The sequence below is a fragment of the Mycobacterium sp. genome (assembly GCF_035499775.1).
GTDB lineage: Bacteria > Actinomycetota > Actinomycetes > Mycobacteriales > Mycobacteriaceae > Mycobacterium.
Map to the genome: position 1 here is coordinate 1 of NZ_DATJYB010000058.1, position 14563 is coordinate 14563.

The 14563-nt window shown below is 66.4% G+C and carries 17 protein-coding genes; 6 read left to right on the forward strand and 11 right to left on the reverse strand.

What is annotated here, in order from left to right; all coding sequences use genetic code 11:
* Positions 1 to 557 (forward strand): carboxylate-amine ligase (locus tag VML93_RS03565; protein ID WP_325607744.1); only part of this gene is annotated, 557 nt, incomplete at its 5' end.
* Between the two features lie 6 nt (positions 558 to 563).
* Here VML93_RS03565 and VML93_RS03570 read toward each other — a convergent pair.
* The 8 genes from VML93_RS03570 to VML93_RS03605 all read right to left on the reverse strand — a co-directional run bounded on the left by VML93_RS03570 (position 564) and on the right by VML93_RS03605 (position 8044).
* On the reverse strand, positions 564 to 1331 hold the full coding sequence (locus VML93_RS03570) for a sulfite exporter TauE/SafE family protein (RefSeq protein ID WP_325607746.1): 768 nt from the start codon (positions 1329 to 1331) through the stop codon (positions 564 to 566).
* 117 nt (positions 1332 to 1448) lie between these two features.
* A complete protein-coding gene (locus VML93_RS03575; protein WP_325607748.1) occupies positions 1449 to 2384 on the reverse strand; it encodes a catalase family peroxidase in 936 nt (311 codons plus the stop codon).
* Between the two features lie 16 nt (positions 2385 to 2400).
* Positions 2401 to 3594 carry a TetR/AcrR family transcriptional regulator gene (locus VML93_RS03580; RefSeq protein WP_325607750.1) on the reverse strand — a complete coding sequence of 398 codons (1194 nt, stop codon included), beginning with the start codon at positions 3592 to 3594 and terminating at the stop codon, positions 2401 to 2403.
* Positions 3591 to 5138, reverse strand: coding sequence for a long-chain fatty acid--CoA ligase (locus VML93_RS03585; protein ID WP_325607752.1), 1548 nt, complete (start codon positions 5136 to 5138; stop codon positions 3591 to 3593). The genes VML93_RS03580 and VML93_RS03585 overlap by 4 nt, the downstream gene beginning before the upstream one ends.
* 3 nt (positions 5139 to 5141) lie before the next feature.
* Positions 5142 to 5969 (reverse strand): SDR family NAD(P)-dependent oxidoreductase, encoded by an 828-nt coding sequence (locus tag VML93_RS03590; protein WP_325607754.1) that lies wholly within the window; start codon positions 5967 to 5969, stop codon positions 5142 to 5144.
* A 19-nt stretch (positions 5970 to 5988) separates the two neighbouring features.
* Entirely contained in the window at positions 5989 to 6399 is a 411-nt protein-coding gene (locus tag VML93_RS03595; RefSeq protein WP_325607756.1) for a MaoC family dehydratase, read from the reverse strand.
* Entirely contained in the window at positions 6396 to 6854 is a 459-nt protein-coding gene (locus tag VML93_RS03600) for a MaoC family dehydratase N-terminal domain-containing protein (RefSeq protein ID WP_325607758.1), read from the reverse strand. Before VML93_RS03600 ends, VML93_RS03595 begins: the two co-directional genes overlap by 4 nt.
* Positions 6855 to 6856: 2 nt before the next feature.
* Positions 6857 to 8044 (reverse strand): lipid-transfer protein, encoded by a 1188-nt coding sequence (locus tag VML93_RS03605; protein ID WP_325607760.1) that lies wholly within the window; start codon positions 8042 to 8044, stop codon positions 6857 to 6859.
* A gap of 330 nt (positions 8045 to 8374) precedes the next feature.
* On the opposite strand from VML93_RS03605, the gene VML93_RS03610 reads away from it, so the two are divergent.
* From VML93_RS03610 to VML93_RS03620, 3 genes are read left to right on the forward strand one after another with little or no spacing between them, the layout of a single operon-like run.
* Positions 8375 to 9931, forward strand: coding sequence for a long-chain-fatty-acid--CoA ligase (locus VML93_RS03610; RefSeq protein WP_325607775.1), 1557 nt, complete (start codon positions 8375 to 8377; stop codon positions 9929 to 9931).
* On the forward strand, positions 9928 to 10179 hold the full coding sequence (locus VML93_RS03615) for a hypothetical protein (protein ID WP_325607763.1): 252 nt from the start codon (positions 9928 to 9930) through the stop codon (positions 10177 to 10179). Before VML93_RS03610 ends, VML93_RS03615 begins: the two co-directional genes overlap by 4 nt.
* An 8-nt stretch (positions 10180 to 10187) precedes the next feature.
* Positions 10188 to 11453, forward strand: coding sequence for a DUF7373 family lipoprotein (locus VML93_RS03620; protein ID WP_325607765.1), 1266 nt, complete (start codon positions 10188 to 10190; stop codon positions 11451 to 11453).
* On the opposite strand, the gene VML93_RS03625 is transcribed toward VML93_RS03620, so the two are convergent.
* From VML93_RS03625 to VML93_RS03635, 3 genes are all read right to left on the reverse strand, one after another.
* On the reverse strand, positions 11454 to 11888 hold the full coding sequence (locus VML93_RS03625) for a hypothetical protein (RefSeq protein WP_325607767.1): 435 nt from the start codon (positions 11886 to 11888) through the stop codon (positions 11454 to 11456).
* 13 nt (positions 11889 to 11901) lie between these two features.
* A complete protein-coding gene (locus VML93_RS03630) occupies positions 11902 to 12192 on the reverse strand; it encodes a hypothetical protein (RefSeq protein ID WP_325607769.1) in 291 nt (96 codons plus the stop codon).
* Positions 12193 to 12333: 141 nt separating this feature from the next.
* On the reverse strand, positions 12334 to 13215 hold the full coding sequence (locus tag VML93_RS03635) for a hypothetical protein (RefSeq protein ID WP_325607771.1): 882 nt from the start codon (positions 13213 to 13215) through the stop codon (positions 12334 to 12336).
* 509 nt (positions 13216 to 13724) lie between these two features.
* Between VML93_RS03635 and VML93_RS03640 the strand changes: the two genes are divergently transcribed.
* Positions 13725 to 14030 (forward strand): DUF732 domain-containing protein, encoded by a 306-nt coding sequence (locus tag VML93_RS03640; RefSeq protein ID WP_325607777.1) that lies wholly within the window; start codon positions 13725 to 13727, stop codon positions 14028 to 14030.
* A gap of 169 nt (positions 14031 to 14199) precedes the next feature.
* A partial coding sequence (locus tag VML93_RS03645; RefSeq protein WP_325607773.1) for a CDGP domain-containing protein occupies positions 14200 to 14563 on the forward strand: 364 nt, incomplete at its 3' end.

The window sequence follows — 14563 nt, forward strand, 5'->3', positions numbered from 1 at the left end:
GGCGCTGGCCGGCCGCCGGGCCGCCGCCGTTCTTCTCCTCGCCCGACGACTACGACCGCACGGTGCGCATGCTGGTCGACACCGGCGTCATTCTGGACGAGGGCATGATCTATTGGGACGTGCGCCCTTCGGCGAACTTCCCGACGATCGAGGTGCGGGTGGCCGACGTGCCCGCGACGATCGCCGAAACGGTGCTGCTGGCCACCCTGATCAGGGCCGCGGTGATGACGGCGCTCGAGGAGCGCGACCAAATCCCGCGCCTGGCGCCCGCCGCGTTGCGGGCGGCGTACTGGAAGGCCGCCCACGACGGGCTGTCGGGAAATGCGCTGGACCTGGTCCACGGCCGGGGGGCGGTGACCGCGCGTGAGCAGCTGGGCGCGCTGGTACGGCGGGTGCGCCCGGCACTCGAGGCGCTCGGTGAATATGACTGCTTCGCAACGGAACTCGACCGCATCGTGGCGCTGGGCAACGGAGCGATGCGGCAGCGTCAGGCGTGGCGGAAACGCGGCGACGTGACCGACGTCATCGCTGAAGCCGCCGCTGCCACGCTGAGCTGAAAGGCATTACACGGTCAGCAGGCGATACAGCCCGATCAGGCCGACCACAACGATGGTGACGCGCAACGAATTCGGCGACGGCCGACATCCATAGCGGGCCCCGATCCAGCCCCCGACCAGCGAGCCCGCCGCGACCAGCCCGGCGATCGGCCAGCTGATCCGGTCGAAGGCCACCAGCGTATAGCTAACCGCCGCAACGATATTCACCAGCGTCGTGAGCAGGTTCTTGGCCGCGTTCATGCGCTGCATCGACTCCGGTAGCAGCGCACCCATCATACCGACCAGCAGGATGCCCTGCGCGGCCGTGAAGTAGCCTCCGTACCCGCCGACGGCGACCGTGCCGAGCACCAGCACCGCCGCCCGCGCCGGCGAGACGTGTTCGACGGAGCGCCCCTCCTCCTCGGCCCGGCGACGCGCCCACGACTGAATCCACGGCCCGGTCACCACCAGCACCAAGGCCAGCACCAGCAGCACCGGCACGACATCGATGAACACCTTCTCGGGCAGGTGCAGCAGCAGGAAGGCGCCCAGCACCGCACCGAGCACCGATGCCGGGATCTGCCACCGCAACCGACCCCACTGACCACGCAACTCGGCGCGATAGCCCCACGTGCCCGACACGCCGCCGGCCACCAGGCCGACCGCATTGGACATGGTTGACGTGACCGGCGGAAAGCCCAGGGCGACCAGCGTCGGAAAGGTGATCAGCGTCCCGGACCCGACGATCGAATTGATCGCGCCGGCACCGAACCCGGCCAGGCCGATCAACGCCATGTGGGAAGCCAACACTTCACCGCACACTACCCCGTCCGGCTACCGCGTTCGCCGGTGTGTGAGATATCTAACGCGGCTGCGACTCAACGCTTTTCGCGTAGTGGCCTACTGAAAGCCTTAGACGGGTGGCGCCTCGGGACCGCGGTCTACGCCGGTGCGCAGCTTGACCGACGCCGAATAGGCCTTGCTCCGGAATCGCAGCACCGGGTCGTCGGACGGCTCGATGCCGTCGGTGACCCGCATCGGGTCGAACACGACGATGTCGCCGTCGTGTTCGCGTTTGGTGTCCAGGCCGGTGATCTCGAGGTTGCCGACGGTGACCATCTCGGTGCTGCTCCAGGCCGCCGACGGATCGACGTTCGAGTCGTTGGGCCCCGCGATCTGAACCCGGAAGTCGAAGCGCACCGGTCCGCTCGCGAGGCGATGGTTCAGCTCGTGGAGCAGAAAGCCGGCGTCCTTGCTCTTGGCCTCCGACCCCGACAGGAATTCCTCGCCCGCCACGGGCCGCAGGTGGTAGCGAACGAATCTGGCGCTGGCGTCGGCCGCCACCCAACGGAAGGCGTGCAGCCCGTAATACCCGGTGGTGGCGTAGCTTGCCGGAATCCGCTGACTGTCGCGGAGGACCGGCAGCGCGCCCAGCAGTCGGGGATGCGTGAGCAAGTACTGGACCATGCGCAGCGGCTTGGTCGGGCCTGGCCGCATCGCTTTGAGCAGGTCGATGAAGCCGTCCGGCGTGCTGGAGACGAACAGCCTGGCGGTCTGCGCCACCACGTCGGTGGTGGAGCCGTCGGGCAGCGTGAACTTCACCCCCAGCCCGCGCACGCCCGCCACGTTGTCAGGTTCGCCCGGGTTGCCCGACCCGTTGGAGAAGCGAAACAGCGTCGGGACGGCGGTACCGTCCAGATGCTTCGCCCGCGAAAGCGCGGCCGCCGCCGGCACAGCAGTGAACATGCCGTGGTAGAGGGTGCCTTTGGCGTGCAATGCCCGGTAGCCCGGCTGCGCACCGCCGGTGCCCCGGATCGCATCGATCGCGTCGTCAGGAGTTACCGCCATGGGCGAATCGTAGGGCCTACGCGGCCGCGCTGCCAGCGAGCAAGGCAACCGCCAGATCGACGACTACCGCCTCGGCGCCGGCGAGATCGCGTAGTCGCGGAATCACCGCGATGTCGTTGATCAGCATCTGGGCCGCCTGCACGCGAATCCGCGCTTCGGTGAGCGTCCAGTGCGGGTGCAGTTGTCGGGTGAGGTGCACCCACTCGTCGATATAGGCGCGTTGCGCGCTCCTGGCGCGTTGCCGCTCCGGCTCCGGGAGGTGCATTTCCTCGGTAATCAGAATCTCGACGATGTCGGGGTTGCCGAACGCAAACGTCTGGTAGCTGAGCACCACTTGACGCAGCGCCTCGGCCGTGTCATTGGTATGCGCGACAGCACGATTGAACGCCATCCAAAGCCATTCGTTACCACGTGAGGCGACGGCGACCAGGATGTCGGACTTGGCCGGGAAGTGGTTGTAGACACTGGGACCGGCGATGCCGACGGCGGCTCCGATGTCGTCGACGCTGACGCCGGCGAACCCTTTCTCGGCGAACAGCGTCGCGGCCGCCGAGAGGATCGCTTCTCGCCGGGAATGTCCGACGACGCCGGTGCGAGGCTCGCTCGAGCCGGTCGGTCGCAGCTCGGCGTCGGCGTTGAACGGCACCTCGATCAATTCGGTCAGCAGGGTGGAAAACGCCGGCTCCGGCATGGAGAGCCGGTGAAAGGACACGCTGTTCGCAACGCCGAGCGCACACCACGCCAGCAGGTCGGCCTGTGAGGCTTGCAGGTCGGGGCGCCGGTCCCGAATGTAGGCCGCGAGCCGTTCTCCGGCCCGACGAGCCAGCCGGCGCAGCCGCTTGCGGTCCTCCGCCATCAGGTGCCGGTCTTCTCGCCGCCACAGCACACCGACGGTGCGGCGGTCCAGGACGGCGCGTGCCAGCACCGCCGCCAGGTCAGTCGGGGCATCGGCTCCCTGGGCACCCTGCACTGCGGCATCGAGGGTGGTGATCGCGTCCTCGATGACGGTTGCCAGCAGCGCATGCTTGCCGCGGAAATGCCGGTACAACGACGACGGGCCCACGGCCACCGCGTCGGCGACATCGATCATCGAGACGTTGCCGTACCCCTTGTCGCAGAAGAGGCCGGCGGCCGCCTGAATGATCAGCAGTCGGCGGTTGCGAGGTCGCGTCCCTCTGGCGGGCGGACTTGCGATCCCCTCCTCAGTCAAGAGATCTGCTTGCCCGCGGCAGTCCAATAGCGTTCCCGCAGATCACGTTTGAGTACTTTACCGGCACCGGAAATGGGCAGCTCACTGACGAATTCCAAGCTACGCGGCACCTTGTAGCCGGCAATGAGCGCCCGGCAGTGCTCCTGTAGCGACTCCGCAGTCGCCTGAGCATCGGGTCGCAACACGATGACGGCATGGACCCGTTCGCCCCATCGGTCGTCGGGGACGCCGATCACCGCGGCAGCCGCGACCGCGGAATGTTTGGCCAAGGCGTTCTCGACCTCGGCCGAATAGACGTTCTCACCACCGGTGATGATCATGTCCTTGAGGCGGTCGACGATGTAAAGGTAGCCGCGTTCGTCCATCCGCCCCATGTCGCCGGTGTGCATCCACCCGTCGCGCACCGCGGCGGCCGTGTCCTGCGCTCGGTTCCAATAGCCCAGCATGACGTTGGCGCCGCGGACGACCACTTCCCCGATCTCACCGCACGGAACCTCATTGTCGTGTGCGTCGACCACCCGAACCTCGGCATGCGGCAGCGCCCGTCCGGCGGATCGCTGCAGCGCCGGGTCGTCGTGATCGGCGGGCATCAGGAACGTGGCCGCCGGCGCCAGCTCGGTCATCCCGTATGCCTGGGCTAAAGCCGTTATGGGAAGGGCCTTTCCGACCCTTTCGACGAGCGCTTCGGAGATCGGTGAGGCACCGTAGGTGAGATGGCGCAGCGAGGTGAGATCGAACCCGGCGGCGTCCGGGTGGTCGAGCAGCATCTGGATCATCGTCGGTACCAGCAACAGGTCGGTGACCTGGCAGTCGCTGATCGTCTTCGCCACCCCGCCGGGAGTGAACGACGACACGAACACGTGGGTCGACCCGGCAGCGCTGCCGGCGATCCACATGCCTATCGCCGCCAGGTGAAACAGCGGCGCCGCGTGCAGGATTCGGCCACGGGCGGTGAGAAACTGGCCGCTGGCCAGGCTGCCCAGCGCCGAGGTCACCACGTTGGTGTGGCTGAGCATCACTCCCTTGGGATGCCCGGTCGTGCCACCGGTGTAGAAGACCCCGAACAACGCGTCTCCGCCGCGCCGGGCATCCGGGATCGGCTGCGAACCGGCGATCAGCCCTTCGTAGTCGACCATCCCCGCCGGGCAGGATTCCTCGCCGCAGTAGACGACGGTCGACAACTCCGCGCCCGCAGCAATGATCTGCGGCACCACTGCGGCGAATGCGTCGTCGACGAATAGCACCCTGGTGTCGGAATCCCTTAACGAATAGGCGATTTCGACGGGGCTCCAGCGGACATTGACCGGGTTGACCGCCGCGTCCGCCCAGGACACCGCGTAGAAGTATTCGTGGTAGCGGTCGGAGTTCAGCCCGAGAAACGCGACCCGGTCGTCGCGCTGGACGCCGAGTTCCCGCAGGGCCCCGGCCAATCGCGCGATGCGATCCGCGGACTGGCGCACCGTGCGCTGCCGGTCCCCGAACACCGTCAGCGTCATATCTGGACACTGCTGCAGCATGCGGTGCAGCGACTGGGTTACATACATGGTTCAGATGTTCACTCCGCCACCGCAGACCAGGGTCTGTGCGCTGACATAGTCGGATTCGGGTGTGCACAGCAGGTACACGGCGCCGGCGGCTTCGGCGGGAGTGCCGGCCCGGCCCAGCGGGATCATTTGTTCCATCGCGGCCAGCAGACCCGGGTTGACTCCGACCTGAATCTCCTTGCCCTGCACGGTGATCTTCCCGCCGCCCGCCGGGGCGTCGGTGAGCCGGGTCTTGATGAAACCGAACGCCACGGAGTTGACGGTGACGTTGTAGCGTCCCCACTCTTTGGCCAGCGCCTTGGTGAGGCCGAGGATGCCGGCTTTGGCCGAGGCGTAGTTGGCCTGGCCGGCGTTGCCGCCCACTCCGGCCAACGACGAGATGTTGACCACCTTGCGGCAGGGCACCGGTTCCCCGGCTTCCCTGGCGCGCTTGACGAATCCGCTGATGACCGGCTGCGCAGCACGCAGGATGTGAAAGGGCGCCTTGAGGTGCACGTCCAGGATCGCGTCCCACTGCTCGTCGGTCATCTTCTGAATCACCGAATCCCAGGTGTAGCCGGCGTTGTTGACGATGATGTCCAGGCCGCCGAACGTGTCGACGGCCGTCTGCACGAACCGGTCCCCGAAGCCGTCATCCGTGACGCTGCCGACGCACGTGACAGCCTTGCCACCGACCGCCTCGATGGCGGCGATCGTCTCGGCGGCCGGATCGGCGTCGAGGTCGTTCACCACGACGCGGGCGCCTTCGGAAGCCAGCTTGATCGCGATTTCGCGCCCGATGCCGCGGCCGGAGCCCGAAACAATGGCGACCTTGTTGTCCAGAGTTCCCATGTATATCAGTACCTTTCAGTCAGATGGCGATGATCGCATCGCCGGTTAGCGTGGTGCTGCCGTCCTCGAGCGTCACGGTCAGCTGGACGGTCGCCCGCCTCTCGCCGTCGACATCGTCGATTTGCGTCACCCGTCCGGTGCAGGTCGGTTCCGCGTGCACGGGGGTGATGGCGGCGAACCGTACCCGGTAGGACCGGATGCGTTCCTGGGGAACCCAATTCGTCAGCAGCCGGCCCAGGTAGGCCATCGAGAGCATCCCGTGGGCGAACACGTCCGTCAGGCCCACCGACTTTGCGGCGTCCAGGTCGATGTGCATCGGGTTATGGTCGCCGGAGGCACCGGCGAACAGGGCCAGCGTCTGCCGTGAGATCGGGGCAATCTTCAATGGTGGCAGCTCGGTGCCGACCGAAACCGTCTCGGCGAGAGTCATGATGCCACTCCTGGGTTTTGAATCACGATAACCGACTGCAGTTCGGCGATAGCGGTCCCGTCGGCGCGGGTGATCGCCGTGTGCTTGACCAGGAATTCCAACGCGCCGCCCTTCTTGGTGTAGACGTCGGTGATTCGCGGAGTCGCGACCAGTTCGTCACCGGGATACGCGAGGGCGTGGTAGCTGAAGGATTGCTCGCCATGCAACACGAAGCGCAGGTCCACGCCCAGGGACTCCAGGAACGCGAACGGGTCCGGGCTCTCCAGTTCCACCGAGAACAGAAACGTGGGCGGCGCCGGGAGGTCCGGGTGTCCGGCAGCTTTGGCGGCCGCGACGTCGGTGTAGATCGGATCGGTCTCCCCGATCGACTTGGCGAAGAACCGCAACCGATTTCGTTCGACGGTCAGCGTCGAGGTCGGCAGCGCGGTCCCGACGACGCTCTTGTCGATTGCCATGATCAGGACACCTTCTCGTAGAGGGTGACCACGGCGGCACCGCCGAGCCCGATGTTGTGCTGCAGTGCAACGTCGACATCCTCGACCTGACGCGCGCCGGCCTGCCCGCGCAGCTGCCACACCAGTTCGGCGCACTGGGCCAGACCGGTCGCCCCGAGCGGATGCCCTTTGGACAACAGCCCGCCCGACGGGTTCGTCACCACACGACCCCCGTAGGTGTTCTCACCATCGAGGATGAACTTCTCCGCGGTGCCCTCCGGCGTCAGGCCAAGGCCCTCGTAGGTGAGCAGCTCGTTGGCGGTGAAGCAGTCGTGCAATTCGACGACCCGGATGTCTTCAGGTGCGACACCTGAAGTTTCGTACACCTGATCCGCGGCGGCCTTGGCCATGTCGTAGCCCACAACCTTGATCATGTCGGCGCCGGCGAAGGTGGACGGAAAGTCGGTGGTCATCGCCTGGGCCTTAACGGCGACCTGCGGCTTCAACCCGTGCTTGGCGGCGAACTCCGTGCTGACCAGGACGGCGGCGGCGGCACCACACGTTGGCGGGCAACACTGCAGCCTGGTCAGCGGTCCGTAGATGTGCGGCGAGGCCAGCACCTCCTCCACCGTCACCTCGTCGCGGAACACCGCATACGGATTGTTCTTGGCATGCCTGCGCGCCTTGACCGAGATCTGGGCGAATGTGGCGGGGTCGGTCCCGTACTTCTCGGCGTATTGGCGGCCCGCCCCGCCGAAGTATTGGGCGGCCATCGGCGCGGCGTCGTCCCATCCCTGGGCGGCGCGGGTGACGTCGTCGAACCGGCCGAACGGGCTGGGGCGGTCGGTCCACATCGACCCCAGCGCGCCCCGCTGCATCTGCTCGAAGCCCAGCGCCAGAACGCACTCGGCCGCGCCGGTCTCGACGGCCTGTCGCGCCAGCCAGAGCGCCGTAGAACCCGTCGAGCAGTTGTTGTTGACGTTCACGATCGGGATGCCGGACTGCCCCAACCCGTACAGTGCGGCCTGACCAGATGTTGAGTCTCCGTACACATAACCCGCGTATGCCTGCTGCACCAACGAGTACTCGACCCCGGCGTCGGCCAGCGCGGCACGCACCGCGCTCTCGGCCATCACCTGGTATGGCTCGGTTCGGCTCGGGGTCGTGAACGGAATCATCCCGACACCGGCCACCATTACTCGACGGGACATCCTGCCTCCACATTAAACTAGGGAATATTCACTTATGCATAGCAGACGGTCCGGCTGGAACGCAAGCCACGTACAACTTCGAAGGGGACCGCCGATCACCGCGACCTCGCGCAGCAGGAGTCGAAGAACCGACACCAGAGTTGGGTCGGCGTGATCGTGGGTGGGCTGATGACGCTCGGCTCTGGGGGCGTCTTATGCGCCTCCGTGGTCCAGCTATCGGGCCGATAGCGGGCACCGGCCCGCCGGTAGTCGACCGGCAGGTGGGAGCGGCTGTGCGCCGGGGCGGTGCCGTATTGCAGAGTGGAGCCTATGCCACCAACCGATGCCACCTTGGCCACCAGGGACACCAGGGCGACACTCCGCGCAGTCATCGAGCAACATGCCCAGTGCAGTCCCGACGGCACAGCACTTCAGTTCGGTGACCGGCAGTGGTCCTGGGCCCAGTGGGCGGCGCGGATTCGCCGCGCGGCCGGCGCGCTGCGCGCCGCGGGTGTGCAGCCCGGCCAGCGGGTGGCGTTCCTCGACAAGAATCACCCGGCCTGCCTGGAAACGTTGATCGCGGCGACCTCGATCGGCGCGGTGGCCACCGTCGTCAACTGGCGGGTCATCGGAGAAGAACTCGTGCACGTACTCAACGACAGCGGTGCACGATTGTTGTTGGTCGGCGCCGAACTGCAACCGGCGGTGCAGGACATCGCTGCGCGGGTTCCGGGCATCGAGCGCATGGTCGTGGTAGGCGGCGAGGCCGATGAATACGAATCCTTGCTCGCCGCAGCGGAACCCGTGTCGACAAGCGCGCAGGGCCGCGAGGACGAACCCGCTCTGGTGATCTACAGTTCGGGCACCACCGGGCGCCCGAAAGGTGTGGTGCTGAGCCAGCGCGCGCTGGTCAATCACATCGGGAACCTGGCCCCGGCGTTTCCGTTCGCCGACGGGGACGCGAACCTGGTCGCGATGCCGTTGTTCCACGTCGGCGGAATCGCTTACGCATTCTTCGGCGTTTTCGCCGGGGTACCGACGATCCTGACTCGCGAGCCCGAGGCCGCGACTCTGATCGGCGTGTTGAATGCCGGTGCGACACATGCCTTTTTGGTGCCGCCGGTGATCGCCCGGTTCCTCGACGCCGGCGAGACGGCGCGCGGTGCCGTCGCCCGGTTGCGCTACCTCGTGTACGGGGCGGCCCCGATGCCGGTCCCGCTGCTGCAACGGGCGCTGGCGGCGTGGCCGGACGTGAACTTCGTTCAGGTGTACGGACAGACCGAGCTGTGCGGGGCGGTCACCGCGCTCAGTGCCGCCGACCACCGCGATCCGGGACGGCCCAACCTGTTGCTGTCGGCCGGAAGGGCCGCGCTGGGCACCGAGATCCAGATCGTCGACCCCGCGACGGGACACCGGCTGAACAGCGGCGAGCCAGGCGAGATCTGGGCCCGCAGCGATCAGGCCATGCGCGGCTACCTGAATCGGCCGGAAGCGACCGCCGACACGATCACCGCCGACGGCTGGTTGCGCACCGGCGACATCGGCCGCCTCGACGCCGACAACTACCTCTACATCGAGGACCGGTTGAAGGACATGATCATCACCGGCGGTGAGAACGTGTACGGCCCCGAGGTGGAAAGCGTGCTGCTCGAGCATCCCGCCGTCGCCGACGCCGCGGTCATCGGTGTGCCCGATGACTTCTGGGGTGAGTCCGTCAAGGCGATCGTCGTCACCACCACCGACGTGGCGCCCGACGACATCATCGACTTCAGCCGCCTCCATTTGGCCGCCTACAAATGTCCGCGAACCGTCGACTTCGTGGCGTCGCTGCCCCGCAACGCGAGCGGCAAGATCCTCAAAGCGCAACTGCGGGCGCCGTATTGGCAGAACCAGGCACGGGGCGTATGACCGCCACGGTGGACGCGCAGCGGCGCGACCGCGCGATCAGTGTGCTGGGCGGGCCGCCAGCGGTCGTCGACACCGCCGAGGTGCTCGGCGCCCGGCTGGTGATACCGGCCCACGTCGACGGCTGGGCCCACTTCAGCGAGGGCGTGGACGAATTCGTCGCGGCCTTCGACGAGGCTGGGATCGGCAACGTGCTGCGGGTGGCCGCGCACGGCGAGTGGATCGACTTGACCGACCCGGCCGGCAGCTAGAAACAGCAATGCTCCCAACAATTCCCGCGCGTTTGCTTGCGGCGGTGGTCGTGTCCGTGGTGCTGCTGACCGGGTGTCACAGCGAGGTGAGCGGCGGGGCGGTCAAGGCCAAGGACACCGACACCGCCAACGTGACGCTGATGGACACCGGCACCTACCCGACCACCCTGGGCCACATCTTCGGAACCGCCGGCGACGACAAGTTCGCGCAAAGCGTGCTGGAAGCTCATCGGTTGGCTGATTTCGTGACGGGCCCATGGCAGGTCGACGAGACAATCACGCAATTTCCGTACCTCGAATTGCTCGTTCAGATCGGGGGCATGCCGACTCCCCCGGACTTGGAGCGGGTGTTCGGTCCGTGGCTTTCCAGCGTCGCAGCCAAGCACGGGTACATCACCGGGTTCTCCACCCGGAGAGTGTCCCCGGGCACTCCCCCGTCGCGGGGTCTGACCAATGCGGTCCTGCGCTTCGCCGACCCCGCCGCCGCAGCCGCCGCCGCAGCCGAGCTGGCGGCGGCGAACCCCACCTTGCCGGGGGACTCGCCGCATGAACCGGCGGTCATCGACAAGCACCCCGAGGCGATGGCGGTCAGGTACGCGCGGGCGAGCGGCGCCAGGACCGTCGACAGTTTCACCGCGCGCGGGCCCTACGTCCTTTACCAAACAGCCTTTAACAGCATTGGTCACGGCCCGGAAAAGACACCCGAGTTGCTGATCTTGGCCTGCCTTGACAGGCAGGTAAAGCTGATCGACCAGTTCGTTCCGACAGATCCGGCCAACCTCAACTCGCTGCCACTGGACGCGTCCGGACGACTCCTGGCCGCCACCTTGGTCCGCGAGGGCGCCACGCTGCCGTTCGACGCCGGCGTGTGGCAGCGTCCGGGCTGGCTGCACTTCGCGGTCGACCCGGCCGGTTCGGCAGCCGCACTGCAGTCAGCCGGCGTGGACTATGTGGCCCAACGACTGGCAACCGTCTACCAGGCCACCAACGCCGACGCGGCGCAGCACCTGATGGATTTCCTCGCCGGCCAGGCAAGCCACGCCGCCGACGTGCAGGGACTCAGCGATCCGGTGCCGGGTTTTCCCGCTGCCCAGTGCTTCCGCAGAACCGGCCCCACGCAATCCCCCGACGCACCGGCTACCTACCGAATGATGCAGTGGCAGTTCAAATGTGTGGCGCGCGCCGACCGCTATGCCTTCACCGTCTTCTCCGACAGTCAGAAAGATGCGATGCAGCAGATTTCGGCGCAATACCGCATTCTCGCCGGCAAGTAGTCAGTGATCCGCGGCATGCGGCTCAGGTCTCCAGCCGACGTAGGTCAGGTAGAGGCCGCTCAGCGCCAGACAGGCGAATACCACCCAGATCGCCGCCTTGGCTCCCGAACTGTAGACGGCGTTGCCGGCCGCGTCGTAGGCCTGAGGAACGGTCAGCAGCAGCACCCCGCGTACCGCAAGGAACCAGCCCAGAAGTGACACGATGACCGCCGCAGGGCTTCGCCAGTACTGATGAAAAGTGATGATGACCAGGCCGGCCATCAGGAGAATTGCGCCGTACAGCCACGGCCACATGGGGTTGGCCTTGAACTCGGTGAACAGCGCCTGCATGTACGAGCCACGCACCGCAACCGTGGTGGGAACGATTGTGAAAAACGGACCCAGCGTGCGGGCGAACATGCGGGTGCGCATCTGCGACTGCTCTGAGCTGCTCATTGCATCCTCGCAGTCAGAGATACTGCAGTGTCACAGTCGCGTGGGTCGCCGAATCGTCGGCGAGCAACTCAATGAGCTTGCCCTGCAAGGTAGCTGAGGGACCCCACACTGGTTTGTCGCAGTGCCTGCAGTGCGTTTTGAAGCGCCCCTGCTCGTCTTCCTGCGGCCAGAATTGGCGTGGTCCGACGGCCGGTCCGGGATCGTATTGGACCTGATGATGCGCAGCCTCCTTGAGCACCCGGCCGGCGGAATGTCTTTGCGGGCACTCGAGTTGCAGAACGCCGATCCCTTCGTTGTTGCCCATCCTTACCTCCTCAGCAACCGGTTTCGATCCCATCCTGCCAATCAAGGCTGTCGAGTGCATCGCGCCCGGGAGGATGCCCGGGAGCCGACAAGGGATTTCGTGCCCTCGCGGTCAGCCTGCGCGGTTATGGGACTGCAAGAGCTACCCGGTTCCCAGGTAGGCGTTCAGCTGCGGGTACATCTTGCGAAGCTCGGCCAGGCTCGGCATCGGGCCGCCCTGCTGGAACAAGGCGGTTGCGGCGTTCGGCCCGTTTGTGGTGGAGACCAGTTCGCGCATCTGCACGTAGAAGTCGGTGGTGGCCCGGGTCGCGAGCGCCACCGCGAGGTCGTACATGCTCTGGTTGGTTCCCGGGACCCGCTGGCTACCGCGCGGGGTCTTCGGGCCGTCCGTGTTCAGCACCGAGTGGCACTCCTCGAATCCCGGCGGCGGGCCTCCTGGCGGGCAGCCGTCGAGGGGGAACTGCGTCGAGTACTGGATGTCGAAGTATCCGGTGTGCAGATCCGCGGGGAAGTCCAGCGGATTGCACGTCGGGAAGATCGGCGGGGCGAGCCGGTCCAGTTGGCCGGCGGAGACGTTGTCCTCGACCCAGTTGGAGTGGGAGTAGAAGTCCTGCACTGTGTGCGCGAGTGCTCCGAAGGCGGCGCGGGCGCCTGGTCCGTCCGCCTCAGCGGTGCCGTTGAGCACCGACCCGCTCAGCACGACGGGCGAGAAGGTGTCCCAGGCCTGCTTGGCTCGGGCACAGATGTCGACCGGGGTGATCGAGTTGTCGAGGTGCCGAAACTCGTCGGTCGCGAATGCGTCGCTGCCCATCGCTCCTGCGCCCGGCGGAGGACCGACGAGTATCTGGTTGATGGCCAGCTGGCTGACCTGCGCCACCGGCAGGGCGTTACGGGTGATCGTCTCGTGGTTCTTGATGTAGAACGCCTGGGCCTTGGGTGCGAACACGCCGACTGATGCGACAACGGCGATGCTTGCCACAATCACGACGAGGACGCCCAGTGGGTGTCGGCGAGACAGTGTCATGTGAACTCCGTGGTAGACGGGACGCGCTTGCGCAATCTTTCGTAGACAATTCCCCATCAAGGTCCCGAAATCAATTAATTGATTGCGAAAACGGTCGATTCAGTCACTGACTTCGCCGCATTGTCGGCGTTACAAGTCGCGGAGGCGTGATGTGGAAAGTGTTGCAGCACTGGCGCTCTCAACGGATGGAGAAGGCGCATAATCGTCGACGAGGATTAGCACTGCACGTGAATTGCGTGTGAGCCGACCGCTTCGGGCTTGTGGAATCTCGTCGCACTAAAGAACAGGCATGGGTTCAGGAACGCCCACGGCGGCGGTCCCCCTGCCACCGTGGCCGGCCGGGTCCCGGGACAGTCGCCCCGCAATCCGGCTTCACATTAGTTTTTTCCGGCTTTCGCTATTCTTCATATTTGCGCAGCTTTGGACCCGCACACTGACGGCGCCGTCAACGCCCCGAAGAAAGGAAGCGCATCAAAATGCCCTCACCTCGCTGGCTGGCCGTCCCCGTCATGGCCTGCGCTGCCCTGCTTTCCAGCACTGCGGTTGCGACTGCAGATCCCGTTGACGACGCATACCTCGCTCAGGTGCGCGCCATGGGCTTCACTTGGGACCCAGGCCACGACGGCGCCATGATCGGGATGGCACGCCTCATCTGTGACGATCTCGGCTGGGGTTGGACGCCACAGCGGATTGCCCAGGACCTCCACGCCAACTTGGACCCCAGAGGCGTGGCGTTCGGAGACGTCGCAGCGATGGTGAACCTCGCACATGCGACTTATTGCGCGAACCAGAGGTGCTGGGCGCCCCACTGCTGAGCGGTGGGGCGTTCCAAAGCCCTTACCATAGCTTCTGATTCGCGCGGATCGTGACGCGCGCGCAGCTTGCCGTGTTCGCCGTCCAGCCTCCTGGTTACAAGGTGTGTTTGTAACCTTGCAAGGACGTGACCGCTACTGCCACGCGATCGTCGGATGAACGATCAATGTCATGAACACTTCAAACATCACCCAGATCACCGTCAACGGACTCCTGCGCCGCAGCATCGCCGGCGCGCTGCTGGCCACCGCGATCACTGCGACCGCCGTCGGCCTCGCCGCCACCAGCCCCGCCGACCCCGCCCCGGGCGGCCCCCCGGGCGTCATCTGCAAGACCGACCCCTGGGGCTTCCTGGGCTCCCAGCGCCGCACCCTGTGCGACGGCCCGATCGCCGCCGACGGCAGCTGGATGCGGGAACGCACCATCTGGGTGCCCGCGCACCAGACGATGTACAGCTGCTACGGCGGCTCCGACCGGTCCTACTCCCGCACCTGCACGGGTGGGTACTGGATCAACGAGCGCCTGGTCAGCAACG